General features: G+C 75.4%; 22 protein-coding genes. 2 read left to right on the forward strand and 20 right to left on the reverse strand.

Features of this window, described 5'->3' with window-relative positions; genetic code table 11:
- Position 1: 1 nt before the first annotated feature.
- The gene (locus tag ABD158_RS19100) at positions 2-979 is read right to left on the reverse strand and encodes a sulfotransferase family protein (protein ID WP_344009595.1); all 978 of its coding nucleotides are present in this window, start codon (positions 977-979) and stop codon (positions 2-4) included.
- Positions 980-1053: 74 nt separating this feature from the next.
- On the opposite strand from ABD158_RS19100, the gene ABD158_RS19105 reads away from it, so the two are divergent.
- Positions 1054-2067, forward strand: coding sequence for a metallophosphoesterase (locus ABD158_RS19105; protein ID WP_344009598.1), 1014 nt, complete (start codon positions 1054-1056; stop codon positions 2065-2067).
- 13 nt (positions 2068-2080) lie between these two features.
- On the opposite strand, the gene ABD158_RS19110 is transcribed toward ABD158_RS19105, so the two are convergent.
- The 5 genes from ABD158_RS19110 to ABD158_RS19130 form a co-directional block, all read right to left on the reverse strand.
- On the reverse strand, positions 2081-3379 hold the full coding sequence (locus ABD158_RS19110) for a dihydroorotase (RefSeq protein WP_344009600.1): 1299 nt from the start codon (positions 3377-3379) through the stop codon (positions 2081-2083).
- Positions 3376-4308: an aspartate carbamoyltransferase catalytic subunit gene (locus ABD158_RS19115; RefSeq protein ID WP_344009603.1), complete on the reverse strand. Its 933-nt coding sequence runs from the start codon at positions 4306-4308 to the stop codon at positions 3376-3378. The genes ABD158_RS19110 and ABD158_RS19115 overlap by 4 nt, the downstream gene beginning before the upstream one ends.
- A 7-nt stretch (positions 4309-4315) precedes the next feature.
- Entirely contained in the window at positions 4316-4891 is a 576-nt protein-coding gene (gene pyrR, locus ABD158_RS19120) for a bifunctional pyr operon transcriptional regulator/uracil phosphoribosyltransferase PyrR (RefSeq protein WP_344009606.1), read from the reverse strand.
- Between the two features lie 78 nt (positions 4892-4969).
- Entirely contained in the window at positions 4970-5830 is an 861-nt protein-coding gene (locus tag ABD158_RS19125; protein WP_344009608.1) for a DUF1206 domain-containing protein, read from the reverse strand.
- A 52-nt stretch (positions 5831-5882) separates the two neighbouring features.
- A complete protein-coding gene (locus tag ABD158_RS19130; protein ID WP_344009610.1) occupies positions 5883-7298 on the reverse strand; it encodes a dihydrolipoyl dehydrogenase family protein in 1416 nt (471 codons plus the stop codon).
- A gap of 56 nt (positions 7299-7354) precedes the next feature.
- Here ABD158_RS19130 and ABD158_RS19135 point away from each other — a divergent pair, with 56 nt between their 5' ends.
- A complete protein-coding gene (locus tag ABD158_RS19135) occupies positions 7355-8155 on the forward strand; it encodes a tryptophan 2,3-dioxygenase family protein (RefSeq protein ID WP_344009613.1) in 801 nt (266 codons plus the stop codon).
- A gap of 65 nt (positions 8156-8220) precedes the next feature.
- On the opposite strand, the gene ABD158_RS19140 is transcribed toward ABD158_RS19135, so the two are convergent.
- From ABD158_RS19140 to ABD158_RS19205, 14 genes are all read right to left on the reverse strand, one after another.
- Positions 8221-9774 (reverse strand): hypothetical protein, encoded by a 1554-nt coding sequence (locus tag ABD158_RS19140; protein ID WP_344009615.1) that lies wholly within the window; start codon positions 9772-9774, stop codon positions 8221-8223.
- Positions 9775-9834: 60 nt separating this feature from the next.
- Positions 9835-10296 (reverse strand): transcription antitermination factor NusB, encoded by a 462-nt coding sequence (nusB, locus tag ABD158_RS19145; protein ID WP_344009617.1) that lies wholly within the window; start codon positions 10294-10296, stop codon positions 9835-9837.
- Positions 10297-10301: 5 nt separating this feature from the next.
- Positions 10302-10865 carry an elongation factor P gene (efp, locus tag ABD158_RS19150; protein ID WP_344009619.1) on the reverse strand — a complete coding sequence of 188 codons (564 nt, stop codon included), beginning with the start codon at positions 10863-10865 and terminating at the stop codon, positions 10302-10304.
- A gap of 10 nt (positions 10866-10875) precedes the next feature.
- Positions 10876-11334, reverse strand: coding sequence for a type II 3-dehydroquinate dehydratase (locus ABD158_RS19155; protein ID WP_344009622.1), 459 nt, complete (start codon positions 11332-11334; stop codon positions 10876-10878).
- Positions 11331-12482, reverse strand: coding sequence for a 3-dehydroquinate synthase (aroB, locus tag ABD158_RS19160; RefSeq protein WP_344009625.1), 1152 nt, complete (start codon positions 12480-12482; stop codon positions 11331-11333). Before aroB ends, ABD158_RS19155 begins: the two co-directional genes overlap by 4 nt.
- Positions 12479-12991, reverse strand: coding sequence for a shikimate kinase (locus ABD158_RS19165; protein ID WP_425573238.1), 513 nt, complete (start codon positions 12989-12991; stop codon positions 12479-12481). The genes aroB and ABD158_RS19165 overlap by 4 nt, the downstream gene beginning before the upstream one ends.
- On the reverse strand, positions 12988-14166 hold the full coding sequence (gene aroC, locus ABD158_RS19170; protein WP_344009627.1) for a chorismate synthase: 1179 nt from the start codon (positions 14164-14166) through the stop codon (positions 12988-12990). The genes ABD158_RS19165 and aroC overlap by 4 nt, the downstream gene beginning before the upstream one ends.
- A 33-nt stretch (positions 14167-14199) precedes the next feature.
- Positions 14200-14919, reverse strand: a complete 720-nt coding sequence (locus tag ABD158_RS19175; protein WP_344009629.1) for a prepilin peptidase — start codon at positions 14917-14919, stop codon at positions 14200-14202.
- Positions 14916-15767: a shikimate dehydrogenase family protein gene (locus tag ABD158_RS19180; RefSeq protein WP_344009631.1), complete on the reverse strand. Its 852-nt coding sequence runs from the start codon at positions 15765-15767 to the stop codon at positions 14916-14918. Before ABD158_RS19180 ends, ABD158_RS19175 begins: the two co-directional genes overlap by 4 nt.
- Positions 15768-15775: 8 nt before the next feature.
- On the reverse strand, positions 15776-17086 hold the full coding sequence (gene mltG, locus ABD158_RS19185) for an endolytic transglycosylase MltG (RefSeq protein WP_344009634.1): 1311 nt from the start codon (positions 17084-17086) through the stop codon (positions 15776-15778).
- Positions 17083-17628: a Holliday junction resolvase RuvX gene (gene ruvX / locus ABD158_RS19190; protein WP_344009654.1), complete on the reverse strand. Its 546-nt coding sequence runs from the start codon at positions 17626-17628 to the stop codon at positions 17083-17085. Before ruvX ends, mltG begins: the two co-directional genes overlap by 4 nt.
- A gap of 14 nt (positions 17629-17642) precedes the next feature.
- Entirely contained in the window at positions 17643-20354 is a 2712-nt protein-coding gene (gene alaS, locus ABD158_RS19195; RefSeq protein ID WP_344009637.1) for an alanine--tRNA ligase, read from the reverse strand.
- Positions 20354-20665, reverse strand: coding sequence for a DUF6167 family protein (locus ABD158_RS19200; RefSeq protein WP_344009640.1), 312 nt, complete (start codon positions 20663-20665; stop codon positions 20354-20356). The genes alaS and ABD158_RS19200 overlap by 1 nt, the downstream gene beginning before the upstream one ends.
- Positions 20665-21139, reverse strand: a 475-nt coding sequence (locus ABD158_RS19205) for a hypothetical protein (RefSeq protein ID WP_344009643.1), incomplete at its 5' end; no start/stop codon positions are given. The genes ABD158_RS19205 and ABD158_RS19200, both read right to left, overlap by 1 nt.

A 21139-nucleotide genomic window follows, 5' to 3' on the forward strand; every position in this document is an offset into this window, starting at 1 on the left:
CTCAGCCGGTGGTGACCTCGGAGGTGCGACGGCTGGCGAAGGTGTGGCCCTCCCGGTAGGTGAGCCACTCGGAGAAGTCCTGGCCCGTGAGCCGCGACAGCAGGGCGATGTCGTCGCGGTGGGGCTCGAGGAGCAGCTCGCGCTGCTCGGGCGACAGGCTCGGACGGCCACCGTCGCCGTCGCGCTGCAGCTGCGCGACCAGCGGCTTGCTCACCGCGCGCCAGGTCTCGGGCGGCGCGAACTGGCCCGCCCACGCCCCCGCCCGGATGACCGGCCCCAGCACCCGCGTGCGCGGACCGTCCTTCACGTAGGGGCGGGTGTTGTCGGCGGGGATCTCCTCCACCGGCACGTCGGGCACCCCGAGGAACGCGAACACTCTCGACAGCGTCGCCGCCGGCGCGTCGATCAGGTCCCGGTAGCGCAGCAGCAGGACCTGCTCGGCGGGGACGTGGTCGTAGAGGTCCGCGACCTGGCGGCCGTACATGCCCAGGCTCGAGTAGTGCCAGAACGGCGCCCACCCCTCGTCGATGCGCCACCGCTCGCGACGCACCGCCTCGACGATGTCGGCGCGCGGCTCGAGGCCGTCGGTCCACAGGTGCATCCAGTTGGAGTACGCACGGTCCACCGGGTCGCGCAGCACGGCGATCAGCTTGGCGTCCGGTCGGTCCGCCGCGATCCGGCGACGGGCGTCGCGGTGGTAGAGGTAGAACGGCGTGCTCTCCCCCCGCAGCGCCGTGGCGGGGGCGTCGTCGAACAGCGCGAGGTAGCGCTCCCGCTGCCAGATCCACTCCTGGTTGCTGTGCGCGTCCCCCGGACCCTTGTACGCCGGGGGCGGCGAGTCGCCGCACAGGTAGTACTTGGGCTCCTTCACGGCACTCATGAACAGCCCCGGGTGCTGCACCAGGGCCTTGTGCAGGGCGCTGGTGCCCGCCTTCGGGGCGCCGATCAGGAGGAAGTCGGGGCCGCGGTCGCGCGTCATCCCCTAAGCGTACTCAACCGATCGACTTACTGGCTATGGCGACGGCTCACAGGCGGGGCTGCGACGATCGGCGGGTGCGCCCCTCCCTCCGCCTCGCGGTGACGACCCTCGCCGCCCTCCTGCTGGCCCCGGTGCTCGCCGCCGCGCCCGCGGGCGCCGCCGACGACGACCCCCGCTTCACGATCGCGGTCGTGCCGGACACCCAGACCGAGGTCACGCGGTCGGGCGACACCCGCTTCGCGGGCCGGACCCGCTGGCTGGTCCAGCGCCGCACCGTCGACGACCTGCGGTTCGTCCTGCACACCGGCGACGTCACCGACTGGGGCTGGGCCGCGCCCGGGCAGCTCGACACCGCCCGGTCGGCGCTGGGTGTCCTGACGAGCGCCGGCATCCCCTGGCAGGTGGCCGTCGGCAACCACGACACCCGCTACCCCGGCTGGGACGGCCGCGGCGGCTACGGCACCCGCCCGTACGTCGACAACCCCGAGTGCCGCGCCCGCTACGGCACCGCCTGCACCCGTGGCGCCCTCCTGCGCCGCACCGACGAGATCGACCGCGCCCTGCCCGGCACGTTCGCCGGCCGCTACGACGCCGGCCAGATCGCCAACGTCCACCGCAACTTCGAGGCCGGCGGCCTGCGCTGGATGGTCCTGAGCCTCGAGGCCTGGCCCCGGCCGGCCGTCGTCGACTGGGCGCGCTCCGTCGTCGCGGCCCACCCACGGCGCAACATCATCGTCAACACCCACAGCTACCTCACCGCCGACGGGCGGATCTCCACCTCCGCGGAGTACGGCGCGACCAGCCCGGCGCAGCTGTGGGAGCGGCTGCTCTCGCGCTACCCCAACGTCAAGCTCGTCTTCTCCGGCCACACCGGCACCGCGGCGTACCGGACCGACCGCGGCGTGGCCGGCAACCTCGTGGCGTCGTTCCTGGGCGCGTTCCACTCCCCCGACCGCGACCCGGTGCGGCTCGTGACCATCGACCCGGTCGCGGGCTCGGTGACCTCGCGCTTCCACCTGCCGTCGACCGGCGGGCGGCTGAGCCAGTACGACGCGACGGTGACCGGGCTGGCCTTCGTGCGTCCCTGACCCGGCCGACCCGTCAGGCGCGGTGCGTCACGACGCCGCGCAGCACGGTGGCGCGCACGGCGCCGGTGAGCGTGCGCCCGTGCCACGGGTTGTTGCGCGACATCGACCGGGAGGCGTCCCGGTCCACCGTGACCCGGGCCGTGGGGTCGACGAGCACGAGGTTGGCCGGCTCCCCCACCGCGAGCGGCCGGCCGTGCCCGCCCAGGCCGGCGATCCGGGCGGGGGTCGTCGACATCACCCGCGCGACGTCGTCCCAGCCGAACGGCCCCTCGGCGACCATGGTCGTGGCCACGACGGCGAGCGCCGTCTCCAGGCCGAGCATCCCGAACGCCGCGTCGGCGAAGGCGTGCTCCTTGTCGTGGCGGGCGTGGGGCGCGTGGTCGGTCGCCACGACGTCGATGGTGCCGTCGGCCAGGCCCGCGCGGAGCGCGAGGACGTCCTCGCTCGGGCGCAGCGGCGGGTTGACCTTGTACGTCGGGTCGTAGCCGACGAGCTCGTCGGTCGTCAGGAGCAGGTGGTGCGGGGTCACCTCGGCGGTGACCTCGATCCCCTGGGCCTTGGCCCAGCGCAGCACCTCGACCGTGCCGGCCGAGGAGACGTGGCAGACGTGGACCCGGGAGCCGGTGTGGCGCGCCAGCATGACGTCGCGCGCGACGATCGTCTCCTCCGCGACGCCCGGCCAGCCGGGCAGGCCGAGGCGGCCCGAGAGCTCGCCCTCGTGGCAGCAGGCGCTCGGCCCGGCGAGGTCGGGGTCCTGGGCGTGCTGGGCGACGACGCCGCCGAACGCCTTGACGTACTCCAGGGCCCGACGCATCACCCGGGCGTCGGCCACGCAGCGGCCGTCGTCGGAGAAGACCGTCACGCCGGCGCGGCTGCGGTGCATCAGCCCGAGCTCGGCGAGCTCGTGGCCCTCGAGGCCGCGGGTGATCGCGCCGACCGGCTGCACGTCGACGAGCCCGGCGGCCCGCCCGAGGTCGAGCACCCGCTCGGCGGCCTCGGCGGTGTCGGTGACCGGGGACGTGTTGGCCATCGCCAGCACGGCGGTGAACCCCCCGGCCGCGGCGGCCGCGGACCCGGTGGCGACCGTCTCGGCGTCCTCGCGGCCGGGCTCGCGCAGGTGGGTGTGGAGGTCGACCAGCCCGGGCAGCACGACGAGGCCCTCGGCGTCGAGCACCTCGGCGTCGTCCCGGCCCGCGTCGGCCGTGGCGTCGAGCGCCGCGACGCGCCCGTCGGCCAGGAGCAGGTCGGCCCGGGTGCCGTCGGGCAGGGTCGCCCCGCGGACGAGCAGCGGGGGCGGGACCGGGTGGCTCATGCGGGCTCCTCGCCGGCGAGCAGGTGGTAGAGCACGGACATCCGGACGGCGACGCCCGCGGAGACCTGGTCGAGCACCAGCGAGGACGCCGCGTCGGCGGCGTCGGCGGAGATCTCCAGGCCGCGGTTCATCGGCCCCGGGTGGAGCACCGGGACCCCGTCGCGCAGCACCGCCAGGCGGTCGCGGGTCAGGCCGTAGGACACGGCGTACTCGCGGGCGGTGGGGAAGAACCCGCCGCTCATGCGCTCGCGCTGGACCCGCAGCATCATCACGGCGTCGGCGCGCGGCAGCTCGGCGTCGAGGTCCCACGACGTCGCGAACCCGTCGGCCGCGGCCCAGGCGGTGATCCCCGCGGGCATCAGGGTCGGCGGGGCGACGACGCACACGTCGGCGCCCAGGCGCGTCAGCAGGGCGACGTTGCTGCGGAAGACCCGGCTGTGGGTGAGGTCGCCGACGAGCACGACGCGGCGACCCTCGAGGCCGCCGAGGTGCCGGGTCAGCGTGTAGGCGTCGAGCAGCGCCTGCGTCGGGTGCTCGTGGGTGCCGTCGCCGGCGTTGACCACGGAGGCGTCGACCCAGCCGCTGATCGCGCGGGCCGCGCCGCTCGCGCCGTGGCGCACCACGAGCGCGTCGACGCCCATCGCGCAGATCGTCAGCACGGTGTCGCGCAGGCTCTCGCCCTTCGACGCCGAGGAGCCCTTGCCGGTGATGTTGATCGTGTCGGCCGAGAGCCACTTGCCGGCGATCTCGAAGCTCGAGCGGGTCCGGGTGGAGTCCTCGAAGAACAGGTTGATCACCGTGCGCCCGCGCAGCGCGGGCAGCTTCTTGACCGCCCGCCGCTGCACGTCGTGCATCTCGGTGGCGGTGGCGAACAGCTCGGCGACGTCGTCGGTGCTCAGGTCGTCGACGCTCAGCAGGTGCTTGTTCATGCGGCGCTCATCCGATCAGCACCTCGTCGCGACCGTCGGTCTCCTCGAGCCGGCAGCCGACCCGCTCCGCGAGGGCGCTGGGCAGGTTCTTGCCGACGTGGTCGGCGCGGATGGGCAGCTCGCGGTGCCCGCGGTCGACCAGCACCGCCAGCCGGACGGCGGCCGGTCGTCCCAGGTCGGCCAGCGCGTCGAGGGCGGCGCGCACGGTCCGGCCGGAGAAGAGCACGTCGTCGACGAGCACGACGACCTTGCCGTCGACGCCGCCGGGCGGCACCTCCGTGCGGTGGACCCCCCGCGTCGGCTGGCGGCGCAGGTCGTCGCGGTACATGGTCACGTCGAGCGAGCCGGTCGCCACCGGGTGGCCCTCGACGGCGGCGATGCGCGAGGCGATGCGCTGCGCCAGCGGCACCCCGCGGGTCGGCAGGCCGAGCAGCACCAGCCGCTCGGGTCCGCGGTTGCGCTCGAGGATCTCGTGGGCGATGCGGGACAGGGCCCGGGCGATGTCACGGGCGTCCATCACCGCGCGGCCCTGCTCGTCGAGCGGGGTCGTCGGGGTGTCGCCGGGTGCGGTCGGGTCGGCCACCGGACCTCCTTCTCCGCCTCACGGGACGGTGAGTTAAAGGACGTCGATCGTCCGCGACCCTACCGACCCGGGTCCCGCTCAGCGCGACAGGTGGCGGGCGCGCGCGAAGCAGAAGAGCCCGAAGCACCCGATCCCGACGCCGACCGCGAGCAGGAGGTAGGGCCCGAAGGGCTGGCGCAGGACCGCGGTCAGCGCCTCGTCCAGGCCGCCGGACTCCGAGGAGTCGTGCTGCACGGCGGCGAGCCCGACCAGCAGGCCGACCACCCCGATGGCGACGCCCTTGGCGACGTAGCCGACCGTGCCGAGCAGCAGGTAGGCGCGACCGGCCTCCCCCGTGCGACCCTCGCCGGCGAGCTTGTCGGCGTGGTCGTCGGAGAGACCCCGGTGCACGTGGAAGCCCGCGACCACCAGGATCCCCAGCGCCGCGGCGCCGACCAGCAGCTGGCCGCCGGGCAGGCTCATCACCTGCGCGGTCAGCGCCTTCTCCCCGCCGCCCCCGCCGCCGCCGGAGCTGCCGGTGACGACCCGGACGGCGCTCACCGCGAGCACCACGTAGACCACGGTCTTGCCGGCGTCGATCGCCCGGTGCCGCCACAGCTCGGCGCCGTCCTCGCCGCGGTGGCCCCAGCCGAGGTCGAGGACGGTCCACACGACCAGCAGCACGAGGCCCAGCACGACGACCCAGAGGATCACGGCGCCGAAGGGCTGCTGGCCGAGCTCGGCCATCGCGCCCGACCCGCTCGCCTCGCCGGAGCGCTCACCGAGGGCCAGGCGCACCGCGAGGACCGCGATGACGACGTGCACCACGCCGTACACGACGAGGCCGAACCGTGCGGCGTGGTCGATCCACTCGCTGTCCTGCGCCTGCCGGCCGGCACGGTCGGCGCCGGCCTTCGCCTGCTCGACCTGGGCCTTGGCACCGTCCGTGGCATCGCTCACCTCCGGAGGGTAGGGCAGGCCACCAGGGGCCTGTCACCTCCCCGCGCGGGCCCTAGGCGAGCTCGCCCAGGGCCGTCTCGATCGCGCGGTGGAAGGTCGGGTAGGCGTAGATCATCGTGCGCAGGGTCTCGACGGGCACCTCGGCGTGCACGGCCAGCGCGAGGAGGCCGAGGATCTCGCCGCCCGCCGGCCCGGCGGCCGTGGCCCCGACGAGCACGCCGCGGTCGGCGTCCTCCACCAGCTTGATGACGCCCCTCGCGCCCGGCCCGTGGGTGAAGCCGCGCGAGGACGCCTCGAGCGGGGTCGTGCCGACCCGGACGCGGAGTCCGGCGTCGCGCGCCGCCTGCTCGGTGAGACCCACCCCGCCGACCTCCGGGTCGGTGAACGTGGTGTGGGGCACGGCGTGGTAGCGGGCCGGGGCGTGCTCGGCGCCGGTCACGTCGGCCAGGGCGACCGCGGACTGGTACATCGACACGTGGGTGTAGGCGCCCTTGCCGGTGATGTCGCCGATGGCCCACAGGCGCTCGCCGGCCCGCATCCGCTCGTCGGTCTCCACGGTGCGCGCCGTGGGGTCGAGCCCGACGGTCTCCAGGCCCACGTCGTCGAGGTTGGGGGTGCGGCCGGCGGCGACCAGCAGCTGGTCGGCGGTGAGCTCGTCGCCGGTGCCCAACGTCAGCGTGAAGGTCCCGTCGGCGTACGACGCCCGCGTCAGCTCGGCTCCGGTCATCACCCGGATCCCCTCGTGGGCGAAGACCTCGGCGAGCACCGCGCTCGCCTCCGGCTCGTCCCCGCCGAGCAGCCGCTCGCCGTGCTGGACGACGGTGACCCGGGACCCGAAGCGGGCGAAGGTCTGCGCCATCTCGCTGCCGATCGGACCGCCGCCGAGGACGACCAGGCTGCCGGGCACGGTCTCGGTGCGCACGGCCTCCCGGTTGGTCCAGTACGGCGTGTCGGCCAGGCCCTCGACCGGCGGCGCGGCGGGCCGCGTGCCGACGTTGAGCACGACCCCGCGGCGTGCCTCGTACGTCGGGCCGGCGGAGCCGTCGGGCAGCTCGACCGTGACCCGTCCGGTGCCGGCGAGCCGGCCGATGCCGTGGTGCACGGTCGCGCCCGCGTCGACGAGCCGGTCGACGGCGACGGAGTCGTCCCAGTCGGTGGTGGCCTCGTCGCGGATCCGGGCGTGGACGGGCGCCCAGGACGGGACGACGGTGGCGTCGCCGGCGAGCTGCGGCACGCGACCGGCCTCGGCCAGGGCGTCGGCCGCGCGGACCATCATCTTGGAGGGGATGCAGCCGTAGTAGGGGCACTCCCCGCCGACGAGGTGCCGGTCGACCACCACGACCTCCAGGCCGGCCGCCGCGGCACCGGAGGCGATCGCCTCCCCACCGGGCCCGGCGCCCAGGACGACGAGGTCGACCTCGCGCACGTCGGGACCGGACTCGCTGCTGCTGCCGTCGGTGGGGGTCACGGGGGTCTCCTCGGTGCTCATGGGAGGTGAAGGCGCGGTCGTGGTCCACTGTTCCCGTGGAACCGGTGCCCGATGCGTTCGTGTCCTTCGGCGAGCAGGGGGCGCAGCTGACCTACGGCAGCTACCTGCGCCTGCCGCAGCTGCTGTCGGCCCAGCACCTCGAGTCCGACCCGCCCGCCCACGACGAGCTGCTGTTCATCACCATCCACCAGGTCTACGAGCTCTGGTTCGCGCAGCTGCTCCACGAGCTGGAGGCCGTGCGGGCCGCGATGACCGCCGGGGAGCTGTGGCGGGCCCAGCACCTCCTGGCCCGCGCCCACGTGATCGAGCGGGTCCTGGTCCAGCAGGTCGACGTGCTGGAGACCATGACGCCGCAGGACTTCGCGACCTTCCGCCAGCGACTCGCCCCGGCCAGCGGCTTCCAGTCGGTGCAGTTCCGCGAGCTGGAGTTCCTCTCCGGCGCGCAGGACCCCGGCTACCTCGACCGGTTCCGCGGCCTCACCGACGACGAGTCGGCCCGCCTGCGTCGCCGCCTGGACGAGGCCACGCTGTGGGACGCGTTCCTCGCCGTCCTGCGCGACGCCGGTCTGCCCGCCGACGACGACGAGCAGGTGCTGGCCTCGGTGCGGGCGGTCGCCCTCGACCGCGACCGGCACTCCGCCGTGTGGGCGCTGGCCGAGGCGCTGCTCCAGCACGACGAGCTCGCGGCGAGCTGGCGGGCGCGCCACGTCGTCATGGTCGAGCGGATGATCGGGTCGAAGTCCGGCACCGGCGGCTCCAGCGGCGCGGCGTACCTCCGCGGTCGCCTGCCCCTGCGCTACTACCCCCTGCTGTGGGACGTGCGCAGCACGCTCTGACCGCCCGCGCCGGAGCCTGCGAGGGCGCGACCGCGGGTCGCGACCTCGTCCGAGCCGCGCCCGGTCTACAGCGCCGAGGCCATCCCCGCGCACGCCCGCAGCCACGAGTCGGTGGTGCTGCGCGAGAGCTGGGCGTAGGGCACCTCGGAGCCCGAGACCAGCGCCGGGTCGTACGGCACGCGGTACACCTCGCGGGTGCGCTGCTGGTAGACCTGCATCAGGTCGTGGGCGAGCACCGAGTCGACGTTGGGGCTGGGGTCCGACAGCACCGTGATGGTGCGGTACTTGAGGTTCTGGTAGCCGGCGTCCTGCAGCGCGTCGAGCATCCACAGCCCGCTGTAGCCCGTGTCCTCGCGCACCGTGCTCGTCACGACCAGCAGGTCCGCGGCCTCGGCGGCGGCGAGCCAGTTCTCGGCGCGCATGTTGTTGCCGGTGTCGACGAGGATGATGCGGTAGAAGCGCTCCAGCAGCTGGTGCACGGCGGTGAAGTCGGTGGCCCGGATGGTGCCGGTCACGTCGGGCCGCTCGTCCGAGGCGAGCACGTCGAAGTGGGCGTCGCCCTGCGCGCGCACGAACGCGCCCAGGTCGCCGATCCGCGACTGGTAGACGTCGCTGAACTTCTCGAGGTCCTCCAGGAGCTCCCGCGTCGTGTTGCGGTGGGTGCTGCGCATCGCGCGGATGCCGAGGGTGCCGCGGGTCTCGTTGTTGTCCCACGCGACGACCGCGCCGCCGCGCACGGTGCCGAAGGTGTAGCCCGCGGCGAGCACGCCGGTCGTCTTGGCCGCGCCGCCCTTGGGGTTGAGGAAGGCGATGGTGCGGGGCCCGTCGAAGTCGCGCTGGATCACGCGGCGGTGGTCCTCGTGGACCATCTCCTTCGCGCTCATCTGCGGCTTGATCAGCCCGCCGGACCAGCGGCGGACCTTGCCGCGCCAGCCCCAGGAGGCGGGACCGTACTCGACGATGTCGGCGCGGCGGTCGAGGAAGTCGGTCGCCGTCATGAACCGGCGGACCTCGCCCTCGCCTCCCGGCTCACCGCCCTGCTCACCGCCCTGGTCGACGCCCTGATCGACGCCCGGCGCGGCCTGCTGCTGGCCGCTCCGGGCCGGCGGGCCCTGCGGGTGCTGCGGGGGCCCGCCCTGGGGGGCCCGCGGTGCGGGCTGCTGCTGCGGGGGCTGCTGCTGAGGGTGCTGCTGCTGCGGGGCCGACGGGCCCTGCGGCGTCGGTGCGGGAGGTCCGCTGCGACGCCCGCCGGGGGCGGAGGCGGGGCCCGCCGGGGCCCACCCGGCCGGCGGACCGGCGGGCTGGCGGGGCTGCTGGGGACCGACCTGCTGCGGCCCCGGCTGCTGCGGCTGCCACCCGGTCGGACCGGCGGGCGCCGCGGGCGCCGGACCGGCGGTCGGGGCGACCGCGGGGCTCTCCTGGGTGCCCCCGGGCACGCGGGTGTGCTCGTGGGCGTCGGGCCGGCCGTCGGTGTAGGGGTCGGTCAGCGGGTCGCCGCCGACCGGCCCGGTGGGGCCGCCCTGCTCCAGCCGCGCGCCGTACTCCTCGAGCTCGCCGGTGGTGTAGAGCCGCTCGCTGGTGTCCGGCTCCGGACCGCCGTCGGTGTGGTCCTGGCTCATGCGGCTCCCCCTGCTCGCTCGCGGCGCGGGTCGGCGTGGGCACCGACCCCTGCGCGGAGGCTAGTCGGTCTGCTCGGACGTGGTGGGCGCGACGGGCGAACCCGCGTCGGCCTCGAGCTCCTCGGCGACGGATGCGAGCACGCCGTTGACGAACGGCGGGGAGTCGTCGGTCGACAGGTCGCGCACGAGGGCGACGGCCTCCGACAGCGTCACCGCGGTGGGCACGTCGTCGACGCCGATCAGCTCGAAGACCGCGAGACGCAGCACGTTGCGGTCGACGGCGGGCATCCGCGCCAGCGTCCAGCCCTGGGAGTGGCGCGTCAACAGCTCGTCGATGCGCTCGCGGTGCTCGGCCACGCCCCGGACCAGCGTGGCGCTGTAGGGGTTGGTCGGTCCGTTGCCGTCCTCGACGGTGCGGGCGAGGGCGTCGGTGAGGCCCTCGCCGCGGAGGTCTGCGGAGTAGAGCACGTCGAGCGCCCGCTTGCGGGCCTTGGTGCGAGCGGTCGTGCGGGTGGTCGCCATCCGGCTCAGGAGCTCACGCGACCGAGGTACGACGAGTCGCGGGTGTCGACCTTGACCCGCTCGCCCGCCGCGATGAACAGCGGCACGTTGATGGAGTGGCCCGTCTCGAGGGTCGCGGGCTTGGTGCCGCCGGTGGACCGGTCGCCCTGCAGGCCGGGCTCGGTGTAGGTGATCTCGAGCTCGACCGACGGCGGCAGCTCGATGTAGAGCACGCGGCCGTCGTTGGTGGCGACGATCGCCTCCTGGTTCTCCAGCATGAAGTTCTTCGCGTCGCCGACGATGTCGGGCGAGACCTCGAGCTGGTCGTAGGAGGAGGTGTCCATGAAGACGTAGGACGTGCCGTCGTTGTAGAGGTACTGCATCGTCCGCTTGTCGACGTTGGCCACGTCGACCTTCACGTCGGCGTTGAAGGTCTTGTCGACCGTCTTGCCGGACTCCACGTTGCGGAGCTTGGAGCGGACCACCGCACCGCCCTTGCCGGGCTTGTGGTGCTGGAACCACATGACCTGCCACAGCTGGCCGTCGAGGTTGAGGACCATGCCGTTCTTGAGGTCGTTCGTCGTCGCCATGGGCAGGAGTCTAGGACCGGCCGCCGACGTCGCCGGCCTCGGGCCGGGAGGTCAGGAGGACCAGCGCCTGCCGGTAGCCGTCCACGCCCCGACCGGCGACGACGTGCGCCGCGTGCGGCGTGACGACCGAGGAGTGGCGGAACACCTCGGGGCGCTGCGTGGGGTCCGAGATGTGGACCTCCACCAGCGGCGCCTCGAGCTGGGCGCACGCGTCGTAGACCGCGTAGGAGTAGTGGGTCCACGCCGCCGCGTTGAGCACCACCGGCGTCGCGTCGTCGGCCGCGGCGTTGAGCCAGTCGACCATCACGCCCTCGTGGTTGGTCTGGCGCACCTCGACGTCGAGGCCGAGCTCGCGGCCCCACCCCACGCAGAGCTCCGCGAGCCCGTCGTGGGTGGTCGAGCCGTAGATCTCCGGCTGCCGCCGGCCCAGGCGGCCCAGGTTGGGCCCGTTCAGCACCAGCACCCTCATGGGGCCTCCTCCTCGTGGGGCTCCCCCGGAGCGGGGCCGGTCGCCGCGTACGCCGCGCGCAGCAGGCCCTCGTCCGGGTCGGCCAGGATCCTGGGGTCGGCGAGGGCGTGCAGCACGACCAGCCGCAGCGACGCGCCGCGGGACTTCTTGTCGACGCGCATGGTCGCCAGCAGCTCGTCGAAGGGCGTGGCGTCGTGGGTGGTGGGCAGGCCCACCGCCGCCAGCACCGTGCGGTGGCGCTCGGCGACCGCGGCGTCGAGCAGCCCCGCCCGACGGGCGAGGTCGGCGACGAAGACGCAGCCGATGGCGACGGCCTCGCCGTGGCGCACGCCGTAGTCGTGGGCCCGCTCGATCGCGTGGGCGAGCGTGTGGCCGTAGTTCAGGGCCTCCCGGCCCGGGTGGCCGGTCGCGTCGCCGCCGCGCTCGCGCAGGTCGCCGGCGACGACGTCGGCCTTCACGCGCACCGCCCGCACCACCAGCTCGGCCAGCACGTCGCCGGCGGGGTCGAGCGCGGCGCCGGGGTCGGCCTCGACGAGGTCGAGCACGGCGGGGTCGGCCACGAAGCCGCACTTGACGACCTCGGCCATCCCGGCGACGAGCTCGGCGCGGGGCAGGGTGGCGAGCAGGTCGAGGTCGCACACCACCGCCGCGGGCTCGTGGAAGGCCCCGACGAGGTTCTTGCCGGCCGCGGAGTTCACGCCGGTCTTGCCGCCCACGGCGGCGTCCACCATGGCCAGCAGGGTGGTCGGCACGTGCACGACGGGCACGCCTCGCAGCCAGGCCGCGGCGACGAACCCGCCGAGGTCGGTGGTCGCGCCGCCGCCGAGGGTGAGGACGGCGTCGGACCGGGTGAAGCCGGCCGCGCCCAGCGCGGTCCAGCACCGCTCGGCCGTCGTGACGGTCTTGGCGACCTCCCCGTCGGGCACGGGCAGGCGCAGCACGGTGAGCGCGTCGTGCTCGCCCAGGCGTGCCGCGAGGTCGTCCGCGAGCGCACCGAGGGGCTCGGGGTGCACGAGCGCGACCCGTCGGACGCCGGGCAGCGTGCGGCGCAGCAGGTCCGGCACGGACGCGAGCAGGCCGCGGCCGACCGTCACGTCGTACGGCGCGGCCGTCGCCACGCGCACGACCTCGGGGGCGCGGCCGCTCACGCGGGCACCTCCAGCGCGGCCCGCACCGCCTCGGCGACCTCGGCGGGACCACGGCCGTCGGTGTCGACGACGGCGCTCGCGACGCCGGCGTAGACCGCGGCGCGCTCGTCGAGGATCTTCTTCAGCTGGCCCCGGACGTTGCCGAGCAGCAGCGGCCGCGAGGACGCGAGCCCGACGCGGGAGGCGGCGTCGGCGAGACCGACCCGCAGGAAGACCACCGTGTGCCCGGCCAGGCGGTCGCGGGTGGCGGGGTCCATCACGGCGCCGCCCCCGAGCGCGAGGACGCCGTCGTGCTCCGCGAGGGCCGCCGCGACGGCCTCGCGCTCCAGGGCGCGGAAGGCCGGCTCGCCGTCGTCGACGAAGATCTCCTGGACCGACCGGCCCTGGTGGGCCTCGACGTCGGCGTCGGTGTCGCGCAGCGCGACGCCCCAGCCGTCGGCGAGCAGGGCGCCGACGGTGGTCTTGCCGGCCCCCATCGGCCCGACGAGGACGACGCGGGGCCGGCTCACCGGTGCCTCAGGGCGGCCAGGTAGGACTCGACGTTGCGGCGGGTCTCGCCGAGGGAGTCGCCGCCGAACTTCTCGAGCACGGCGTCGGCGACCACGAGCGCGACCATCGCCTCGGCGACGATGCCGGCGGCGGGGACGGCGCACACGTCGGAGCGCTGGTGGTGCGCGACCGTCTCCTCGCCGGTGGCGACGTCGACGGTGCGCAGCGCGCGCGGCACGGTGGCGATCGGCTTCATCGCCGCCCGGACCCGCAGCGCCTCGCCGGTGGTCATGCCGCCCTCGGTGCCGCCGGCGCGGCCCGTGGCGCGCTCGATGCCGTCGGGCCCGCGGACGATCTCGTCGTGGGCCAGGGAGCCCGGGGTGGCGGCGAGGGCGAACCCGTCGCCGACCTCGACGCCCTTGATGGCCTGGATGCCCATGAGGGCTCCCGCGAGGCGCGAGTCGAGCCGGCGGTCCCAGTGCACGTGGGAGCCGAGCCCGGGCGGCAGGCCGTGGACGACGACCTCGACGACGCCGCCGAGGGTGTCGCCGTCCTTGTGGGCCTCGTCGACGCGGGCGACCATCGCGGCCGAGGCGTCGGGGTCCAGGCAGCGCACGGGGTCGGCGTCGAGGCGCTCGACGTCGTCGGCGCCGGGGAGCAGGCCGCTGGGCGCGGGCACGCCGCCCAGCTCGACGACGTGGGAGACCACGCTCGCGCCGAGGGCGTGCGACAGGAAGCTCGTCGCCGCGACCCCGAGCGCCACCCGGGCGGCGGTCTCGCGGGCGGAGGCGCGCTCGAGGACGGGCCGGGCCTCCTCGAAGTCGTACTTCTGCATGCCCACCAGGTCGGCGTGGCCGGGCCGGGGACGCGTCAGCGGGGCGTTGCGGGCCAGGGCGGCGAGCTCGTCGGCGTCGACGGGGTCGGCGGACATCACCCGCTCCCACTTGGGCCACTCCGTGTTGCCGACGCCGATCGCGACGGGCCCGCCCTGCGTGAGCCCGTGGCGGACGCCGCCCACCAGGGTGACCTCGTCGGCCTCGAACTTCATCCGGGCACCGCGGCCGTAGCCGAGCCGGCGGCGCGCCAGGGCGTCGGCGACGTCAGCGGTGGTGAGCGGGACGTGGGCGGGCAGGCCCTCGAGGATCGCGACCAGGGACGGTCCGTGGGACTCCCCCGCGGTGAGCCAGCGCAGCATGCGGCGAGTCTCCCACGCGGCCCGGTCGGCGCCTCACGGCACCACCAGCGGTGAGAGCAGCACCCCCGCGAGGGCCCCGAGCAGCATGAACGGCCCGAACGGCCAGGAGCGCCGGCGCCGGGGGTCGCGCAGCCGCAGGACGAGACCGACCACGCCCATCAGGAAGAACCCCGACCACACGCCGACCAGCAGCGGACCCCAGCCCAGGTGACCCAGCACGAGGCCCAGGACCCCCGAGAGCCGCACGTCGCCGTAGCCCAGCGAGGACGGCGAGAGCAGCCACAGCAGCAGGTAGAGCCCGCCCGCGACCAGCCAGCCGAGCGCGGCGCCGACGACGCCGTCGGCCGAGGAGGTGACGGCCCAGCCCACGAGCACCACGGCCACCACCACGGCGTACGTCGGGGCGATCACGCGGGTGGGCAGGAGCCGCGTGCGCCAGTCGACCACCGCCAGCGCCACGCCCGGGGGGACGAGCACGAGCAGCACCACCAGCGACCACGTGGCCCCGACGGCGGCCGCGAGCACGGCCCCGAGCAGCGCCGCGGCGAGCACCGACCCGGCCCGCAGGCCGCGGGAGGACGCGATGGCCGCGTAGGGCTCCTTGGGGTCCTCCGGCTCCCCCGCCCCCTCCCCCCGGGGCGACCCCTCCGGCTCCGGCGGAGCGGGCTCGGGGAGGCGACGCACCACGTCCGGGACGGCGGCGGCGGCGAGGCCGCACGCGGCGGCGGCGCCGAGCACGAGCGCGAGGCTCACCCCGCGCTCCGGCGGGCGAGCTCGGCGAGGCCGGCGGAGCGCATCACCTCGACGGGGCCGTGGCGCCCGCGCAGCAGGAGCAGCTGGAGGGCGGCCTGGTGGACGAGGAGGTCCAGGCCGCCGACCAGCGTCACGCCGCCCGACACGGCGGCCGCGGCGAGCGGTGTGGGCCACGGGTCGTAGACCACGTCGAAGACGGCGCCGCCGGCGCCGACCGAGGCCAGGCAGGCCGCGACCAGCGCCGGGTGCTGGGCCTCGGCGGGGACGGTCGAGACGACGAGGTCGCCGACGACGGAGGACGGTTCCAGGCCCGCCACCTCGACCGCCGGACGGTCGGGGTGGCGTGCCAGCGCCGCGACCGCCGCCCCGGCCCGGGCCGGGTCGCGCACCAGCAGCCGCACGCGCTCGGCCCCCAGGTCGCCGACCGCGAGCGCCACGGAGGCCGCGGTCGCGCCGCCGCCCAGCACCGTGACCACCCGCGGGCGCACCGCCTGCTCGGCGAGCGCGGCGGCGGCGCCGGGCACGTCGGTGTTGTGGCCGTGGCGGACCACCCCGGTCGCCGTGCGCTCCAGCACCAGCGTGTTCACGCCCCCGGCCCGTGCGGCGGCCTCGTCGAGGTCGTCGGCCAGCGCGTGGGCCTCCCGCTTGAGCGGCATGGTCACGGACAGCCCGCGCCACGGTGCCGCGAGCGTGTCGACGAAGGCCGCGAGACCGCCCGCGGCGACCCGCTGCACGCCGTACGTGCCCTCGAGGCCGAGGGCGGCGTACGCCGCGCCGTGGAGCACCGGCGACAGCGAGTGGTCGACGGGGTCGCCGACGACCGCGCAGCGCGGCGGGGTGGGGGCCACCGCGGCGCTCAGCAGCGGTCGGACTGCGTGTCGCAGTACTCGTCGAGCTCCGCGCGGAACTGCGAGAACTCCTCGGGGGTCTCGGCGAACTTGGTCTCGCCGGTCTCGAGGTTGACGGTGACGTAGTAGTACCAGTCGCCCTCGGCCGGGTTGGCCGCCGCCTCGATCGCGTCGTCGCCCGGGGCCTCGATCGGGGTCGGGGGCAGGCCGGGCTGCGTGTAGGTGTTGTACGGCGAGTCGGCGACCGAGTCGATCTCGTCGAGGGTCAGCCGGGCGATGGGCTCGCGGCCCAGCGCGTAGTTGACGGCCGCGTCGATCTGCAGCAGCCCGGTGGTGCCGGCGGTGCCCGGGTTCTCGATGCGGTTGTAGATGACCCGCGAGACGCGGGGCATGTCCTCGCCGCGGGCCTCGGCCTCGACCAGGCTGGCGACGACCATCAGCTCGGCCGGGGTGTAGCCCAGCTCGGCCGCGCGGCCCTCGAGGTCGGCCTCCTCGGCGGCCTGCTCCCAGCGGTCGACCATCGCGCCGAGCACCTCGCGCGGCCGCGGGTCCTCCCCGACCTCGTAGGTCGCGGGGAACAGGTAGCCCTCGGGGTTGCCGTCCGCGTAGTCGGGCAGACCGAGCGCGTCGGGCTGCTCGAGCGCTCGCTCCCAGCGGCGCTGCGGCACGCCGGTGCTCTCGACCAGCACGTCGACGATCTGCTCGACGGTGTAGCCCTCGGGGACCGTGACGGTCTCCCCCGCGACCAGGTTCTCGGGGTTCACGAGCACCTCGAGCGCGTCCTCCGCCGACATCTCGCGGCGCAGCTCGTAGGTGCCGACCTGGATCGTCATCGACCGGTCGTCGGTCGCGGCCACGTCGGTGAACGCCTCGGCGGAGGCGACCACGTCGGCCTCGGCGAGTCCGGCGGCGATGTCGCTGGCGCTGTCGCCGGTCGCGACCTCGAACGCCACCCGGCCGGAGCCCGGCCCGGGGTAGTCCTCCGCGTCGCCACCGAGGCGGGACTCGATCGCGTCGATCCCGCGGGTGACGCCGACGTAGAGCCCGGCGACCAGCAGCGCCAGCACGACCAGCGCGACCAGGCAGCCCACCCCCGGGGTGCGCCGACGCGTGCCGCGGCGGCTGCCCGGTGCGCGGCGCTCGGTCGGCAGCGGAGACTCGCCGGTGACGGTGTCGGGGTCACCGTCGTAGTACGCGGTGTCGTCGCGCCCGTCGTCGTGCACGTCGTACGCCGGGTCCTCGGCGTACGCCGGCTCGTCGTACGCCGGGTCGTACGGCTGGTCGTGCCCGTCCGGGTGGGGGTGGCCCCGGTCGCTCATTGGTCTCCTCGTCCGGACGGGTCCGGGTCGGCGGCCTGCAGGCTGTCCGGGTCCGCGCTGGCTGGGTGGGGGTCGTGCGGGTGCGACGAGCGGGTGGTGACGACCTCGCCGGGCGCGGCCCCCGTGCCGCGCTCGGTGTCGAGGGCGTGCTGCAGGATCAGCACCGCGGCGGCCTGGTCGACGACGGCGCGCTGGGCGCGCCCGCGCCGACCCTGCTGACGCAGCATCGATTCTGCCGACACCGTGGTCAGGCGCTCATCACACAGCCTCACCGGCACCGGATCAACCTGACGCGCCAGGCGGTCGGCGAACCGTCGGGCCTCGGCGGCGGCGGGGCCCTCGCCACCGCCCAGCGAGCGGGGCAGGCCGACCACGACCTCGAGCGCCTCGGCCTCCGCGACGATCGCGCCGAGCCGCTGGAGGTCGCCCTTGCCGCGCCGCACGGTCTCGACCGGGGTGGCGAGCATCCCGTGGGGGTCGCTGCGCGCCACGCCGATCCGGGCCTTGCCCGGGTCGATGCCGATCCGCGTGCCGACGCGCATGCCGTCCGTCACGCTCAGCCGCCGACCTGCCGGGCGACCTCGGTGGGCACGAGACCGAGCGCCTCGTCGACGCGGGAGACGTCGGTGCCGCCGCCCTGGGCGACGTCGGCCTTGCCGCCGCCGCGCCCGCCGACCACCTCGCCGACGGCGCGGACGATCGCGCTGGCGTCGGCGCCGCGGTCGCGGGCGGCCTCGGTGGTGGCGGCGACGACGGCGACCTTGCCGTCCGCGACGCCGGCGACGACCACGACGCCGGGCTCCCCGGCGGGCAGCCGGCCGCGGACGTCGAGCGCGAGCTGGCGCACGTCGCCGCCGGTGAGACCCTCGGCGCGGTGGGCCACGAGCTTGACCGCGCCGACCTGGGCGGCGCCCGCCGCGAGCTCCGCGCCCCGGGCGAGCACCTGGGCCGCGCGGGCGCGCTCCAGCTCCTTCTCGGCGGCGCGCAGGCGGGACACCATCTCCTCGACGCGCCCGACGAGGTCGTCGGGGCGGGCCTTGAGCAGCGTCGTCAGCTGGCCGACGACGTCGCGCTCCCGGGCGAGGTAGGCGAAGCCCTCCACGCCGGTGCGGGCCTCGATGCGGCGGTTGCCCGAGCCGACGGAGGCCTCGGAGGTGACGACGATCGTGCCGATCTGCGAGGAGTGGTCGACGTGGGTGCCACCGCACAGCTCGCGCGAGAAGGGGCCACCGATCTCGACGACGCGCACCTGCTGGTCGTCGTAGGTCTCGCCGAAGAGGGCGAGCGCGCCCTCCTCCCGGGCCTGCGCCAGGGTCATGTAGCTCCACCCCACCGGCAGGTCCTCACGCAGCGCCTGCTGGGCGACCGACTCGATCTCGCGGACCTGGTCGGGGTCGAGCGCGCTGGTCCACCCGAAGTCCAGGCGCAGGTAGCCGGGTCGGTTGTAGGAGCCGGACTGCAGCGCGCTCGGGCCGAGGACCTGCCGCAGGGCGGCGTGGACGACGTGGGTGCCGGAGTGGGCCTGCCGCGCGCCGGTGCGCCACTGCGGGTCCACGCGCGCCAGCAGCGCGGAGGCGGGGTCGAGCTCGCCGGAGGTGACGCGGACCTGGTGGACGACGAGGCCGCGGACCGGGCGCTGCACGTCCAGGACCTCGAGGGTGGCGCCGCCGGACTCGATGGTGCCGGCGTCGGCGACCTGGCCGCCGGACTCGGCGTAGAACGGGGTGGTGTCGAGCACGACCTCGCCGACCTCGCCCTCGGCGAGCGAGCCCACCGGGGCGCCCTCGCGCAGCAGCGCGACGGCGCGGGACTCGGTCTCGAGGGTCTCGTAGGCCAGCCACCGGGTGGGGCCGTGGGCGTCCAGGACCCCGCGGTAGACGCTGGTGTCCGCGTGCTGGCCCTTCTTGGCGCGGGCGTCGGCCTTGGCGCGCTCGCGCTGCTCGGCCATGAGACCGCGGAAGCCCTCCTCGTCGACCTCGAGGCCCTGCTCGGCGGCCATCTCGAGGGTCAGGTCGATCGGGAAGCCGTAGGTGTCGTGGAGCGCGAACGCCCGGTCGCCCCCCAGCCGGCGACCGCCGGACTGCTTCACCTCGCCGGCGGCGAGGTCGAAGATCTGGGTGCCGGAGGCGAGCGTCTTGCGGAACGCGTCCTCCTCGGCGTACGCGACGCGGGAGATGCGCTCCCAGTCGGTGACGAGGTCGCCGTAGGTGACGCCCATGAGGTCGCGGCTGACCGGCAGCAGCTCGGGCAGGGACTCGTCGCCGTAGCCGAGCAGCCGCACCGAGCGCACCGCGCGGCGCAGCAGTCGGCGCAGCACGTAGCCGCGACCCTCGTTGCCCGGCGTGACGCCGTCGGCGATGAGCATCATCGAGGACCGCACGTGGTCGGCCACGACCCGGAACCGGACGTCGTCGCCCGGGTCGGCGCCGTACCGGCGGCCGGTGAGCTGCTCGGCGCGCTCGATCACGGGGTACATGACGTCGATCTCGTACATGTTCTGCTTGCCCTGGAGCAGGAACGCGACCCGCTCGAGACCCATGCCGGTGTCGATGTTCTTCGACGGCAGCGGCCCCGCGATGTCGAAGTCCTCCTTGGAGCGGACCGCGGAGAGGTCGTCGGAGGTGAAGACCAGGTTCCAGATCTCGAGGTAGCGGTCCTCGAGGCGCGGGTCCATCGCCGGGCCCATCGAGGCCCAGTCGGCGTCGGGGCCGTGCTCGGGGCCGCGGTCGTAGAGGATCTCCGAGCAGGGACCGCCGGGCCCGGGCACGCCCATGGACCAGTAGTTCTCCTTGGGACCGAGCCGCACGATGCGCGACTCGGGCAGTCCGGTGACCTTGGTCCACAGCGCGAGCGCCTCGTCGTCGCCGGCGAGGATCGAGGGGTGCAGCCGGCTCTCGGCGAAGCCGAAGCCGCCCTCGGCGACGGGCTTGGTGACGAGCTCCCAGGCGAGCTCGATCGCGCCCTCCTTGAAGTAGTCGCCGAAGGAGAAGTTGCCGCACATCTCGAAGAACGTGCCGTGGCGCGTGGTCTTGCCGACGTCCTCGATGTCGGGGGTGCGGATGCACTTCTGCACGCTCGCCGCCCGGGCGTAGGGCGGGGTCTCCTGACCCAGGAAGTAGGGCTTGAACGGCACCATGCCCGCGTTGACGAAGAGCAGGTTGGGGTCGTCGAGCAGCAGGGACGCCGAGGGCACGGGCGTGTGCGCGCCCACGGAGCCGCCGGCCTCGAAGTGCGCCATGAAGCGACGGCGGATCTCGGCGGTCTCCATCAGTGCGGGTCTCCTGGCTGGGTGGGGATGGTGGGAACGGTCGGAGCGGGGGCGGTGCTCGGGGGGCGGGGGGCGGCGGTGAGCTCGGCGGGGCCGTCGGGACGTCCGACGCCGTACTGCTCGCGCAGCTCGACCTCCCGCTCGGCGGCGCCCTGGCGCACCTCCTCGGCGAAGACGCGGGCGCCGGCGACGAGGCCGCCGACACGGTCGCGCAGCCCGTCGGGGGTGAGGGCCTCCGCGAGGCGGCGGGCGCGGGCGACCGCGTAGACGCCCGCGCCGGCCCCCGCGACAAACCACAGGGTCCGGGGCATCAGGCAGCGTCCTCCCCGGCCCGCGTGCCCGGGCGGTCGGCGGCGGGGTGGTCCACGCCGGCCCGGTCGCGGGCCTGCTGCTCGCGCAGCGCGGCCTTGGCCGCCGCGCGCCGCTGCTTGCGGGAGCGCTTGACCTCCCGGCGCACCTCGAGGCGGACGCGGTGGCGCTGCTCGGGGGCGAGTGCCCGTCGTACGCCGTGGGTCAGGGAGGCGAGACGGATCACGGACTCCCGCACGACCATGTCGGTGAAGACCGGCGCCGGGAGCGTGGCGGCCACCTCGACCGGACCGTCGACCTCCTCCGGCGCGGGTCGGCGCTCGTCGGGGCCGGGGGGACGGGCGAAGACGGCCGTCGGGCGGGTGGGCGCGGCGTCCGACGGTGCGGCGGCGGGGCCCGTGCGCTGCGCCAGCGCGTCGAGGCGCGCGGTCAGCGCGGCGGTCTCGGCGCGGGCGGCGGCGACCTCGCGGCGCGCC

This window comes from Nocardioides lentus, from assembly GCF_039529515.1.
GTDB lineage: Bacteria > Actinomycetota > Actinomycetes > Propionibacteriales > Nocardioidaceae > Nocardioides > Nocardioides lentus.

What these genes read in the sequence shown, in the direction of transcription:
- efp (WP_344009619.1), bottom strand. Translation starts at nt 10,865, where the DNA reads ATGGCGACGACGAACGACCTCAAGAACGGCATGGTCCTCAACCTCGAC.
- ABD158_RS19115 (WP_344009603.1), bottom strand. Translation starts at nt 4,308, where the DNA reads ATGAACAAGCACCTGCTGAGCGTCGACGACCTGAGCACCGACGACGTC.
- alaS (WP_344009637.1), bottom strand. Translation starts at nt 20,354, where the DNA reads ATGGAGACCGCCGAGATCCGCCGTCGCTTCATGGCGCACTTCGAGGCC.
- ABD158_RS19140 (WP_344009615.1), bottom strand. Translation starts at nt 9,774, where the DNA reads ATGAGCCAGGACCACACCGACGGCGGTCCGGAGCCGGACACCAGCGAG.
- ABD158_RS19155 (WP_344009622.1), bottom strand. Translation starts at nt 11,334, where the DNA reads ATGAGGGTGCTGGTGCTGAACGGGCCCAACCTGGGCCGCCTGGGCCGG.
- mltG (WP_344009634.1), bottom strand. Translation starts at nt 17,086, where the DNA reads ATGAGCGACCGGGGCCACCCCCACCCGGACGGGCACGACCAGCCGTAC.
- ruvX (WP_344009654.1), bottom strand. Translation starts at nt 17,628, where the DNA reads ATGCGCGTCGGCACGCGGATCGGCATCGACCCGGGCAAGGCCCGGATC.
- nusB (WP_344009617.1), bottom strand. Translation starts at nt 10,296, where the DNA reads ATGGCGACCACCCGCACGACCGCTCGCACCAAGGCCCGCAAGCGGGCG.
- ABD158_RS19110 (WP_344009600.1), bottom strand. Translation starts at nt 3,379, where the DNA reads ATGAGCCACCCGGTCCCGCCCCCGCTGCTCGTCCGCGGGGCGACCCTG.
- ABD158_RS19100 (WP_344009595.1), bottom strand. Translation starts at nt 979, where the DNA reads ATGACGCGCGACCGCGGCCCCGACTTCCTCCTGATCGGCGCCCCGAAG.
- aroC (WP_344009627.1), bottom strand. Translation starts at nt 14,166, where the DNA reads ATGCTGCGCTGGCTCACCGCGGGGGAGTCCCACGGACCGTCCCTGGTC.
- ABD158_RS19200 (WP_344009640.1), bottom strand. Translation starts at nt 20,665, where the DNA reads ATGCCCCGGACCCTGTGGTTTGTCGCGGGGGCCGGCGCGGGCGTCTAC.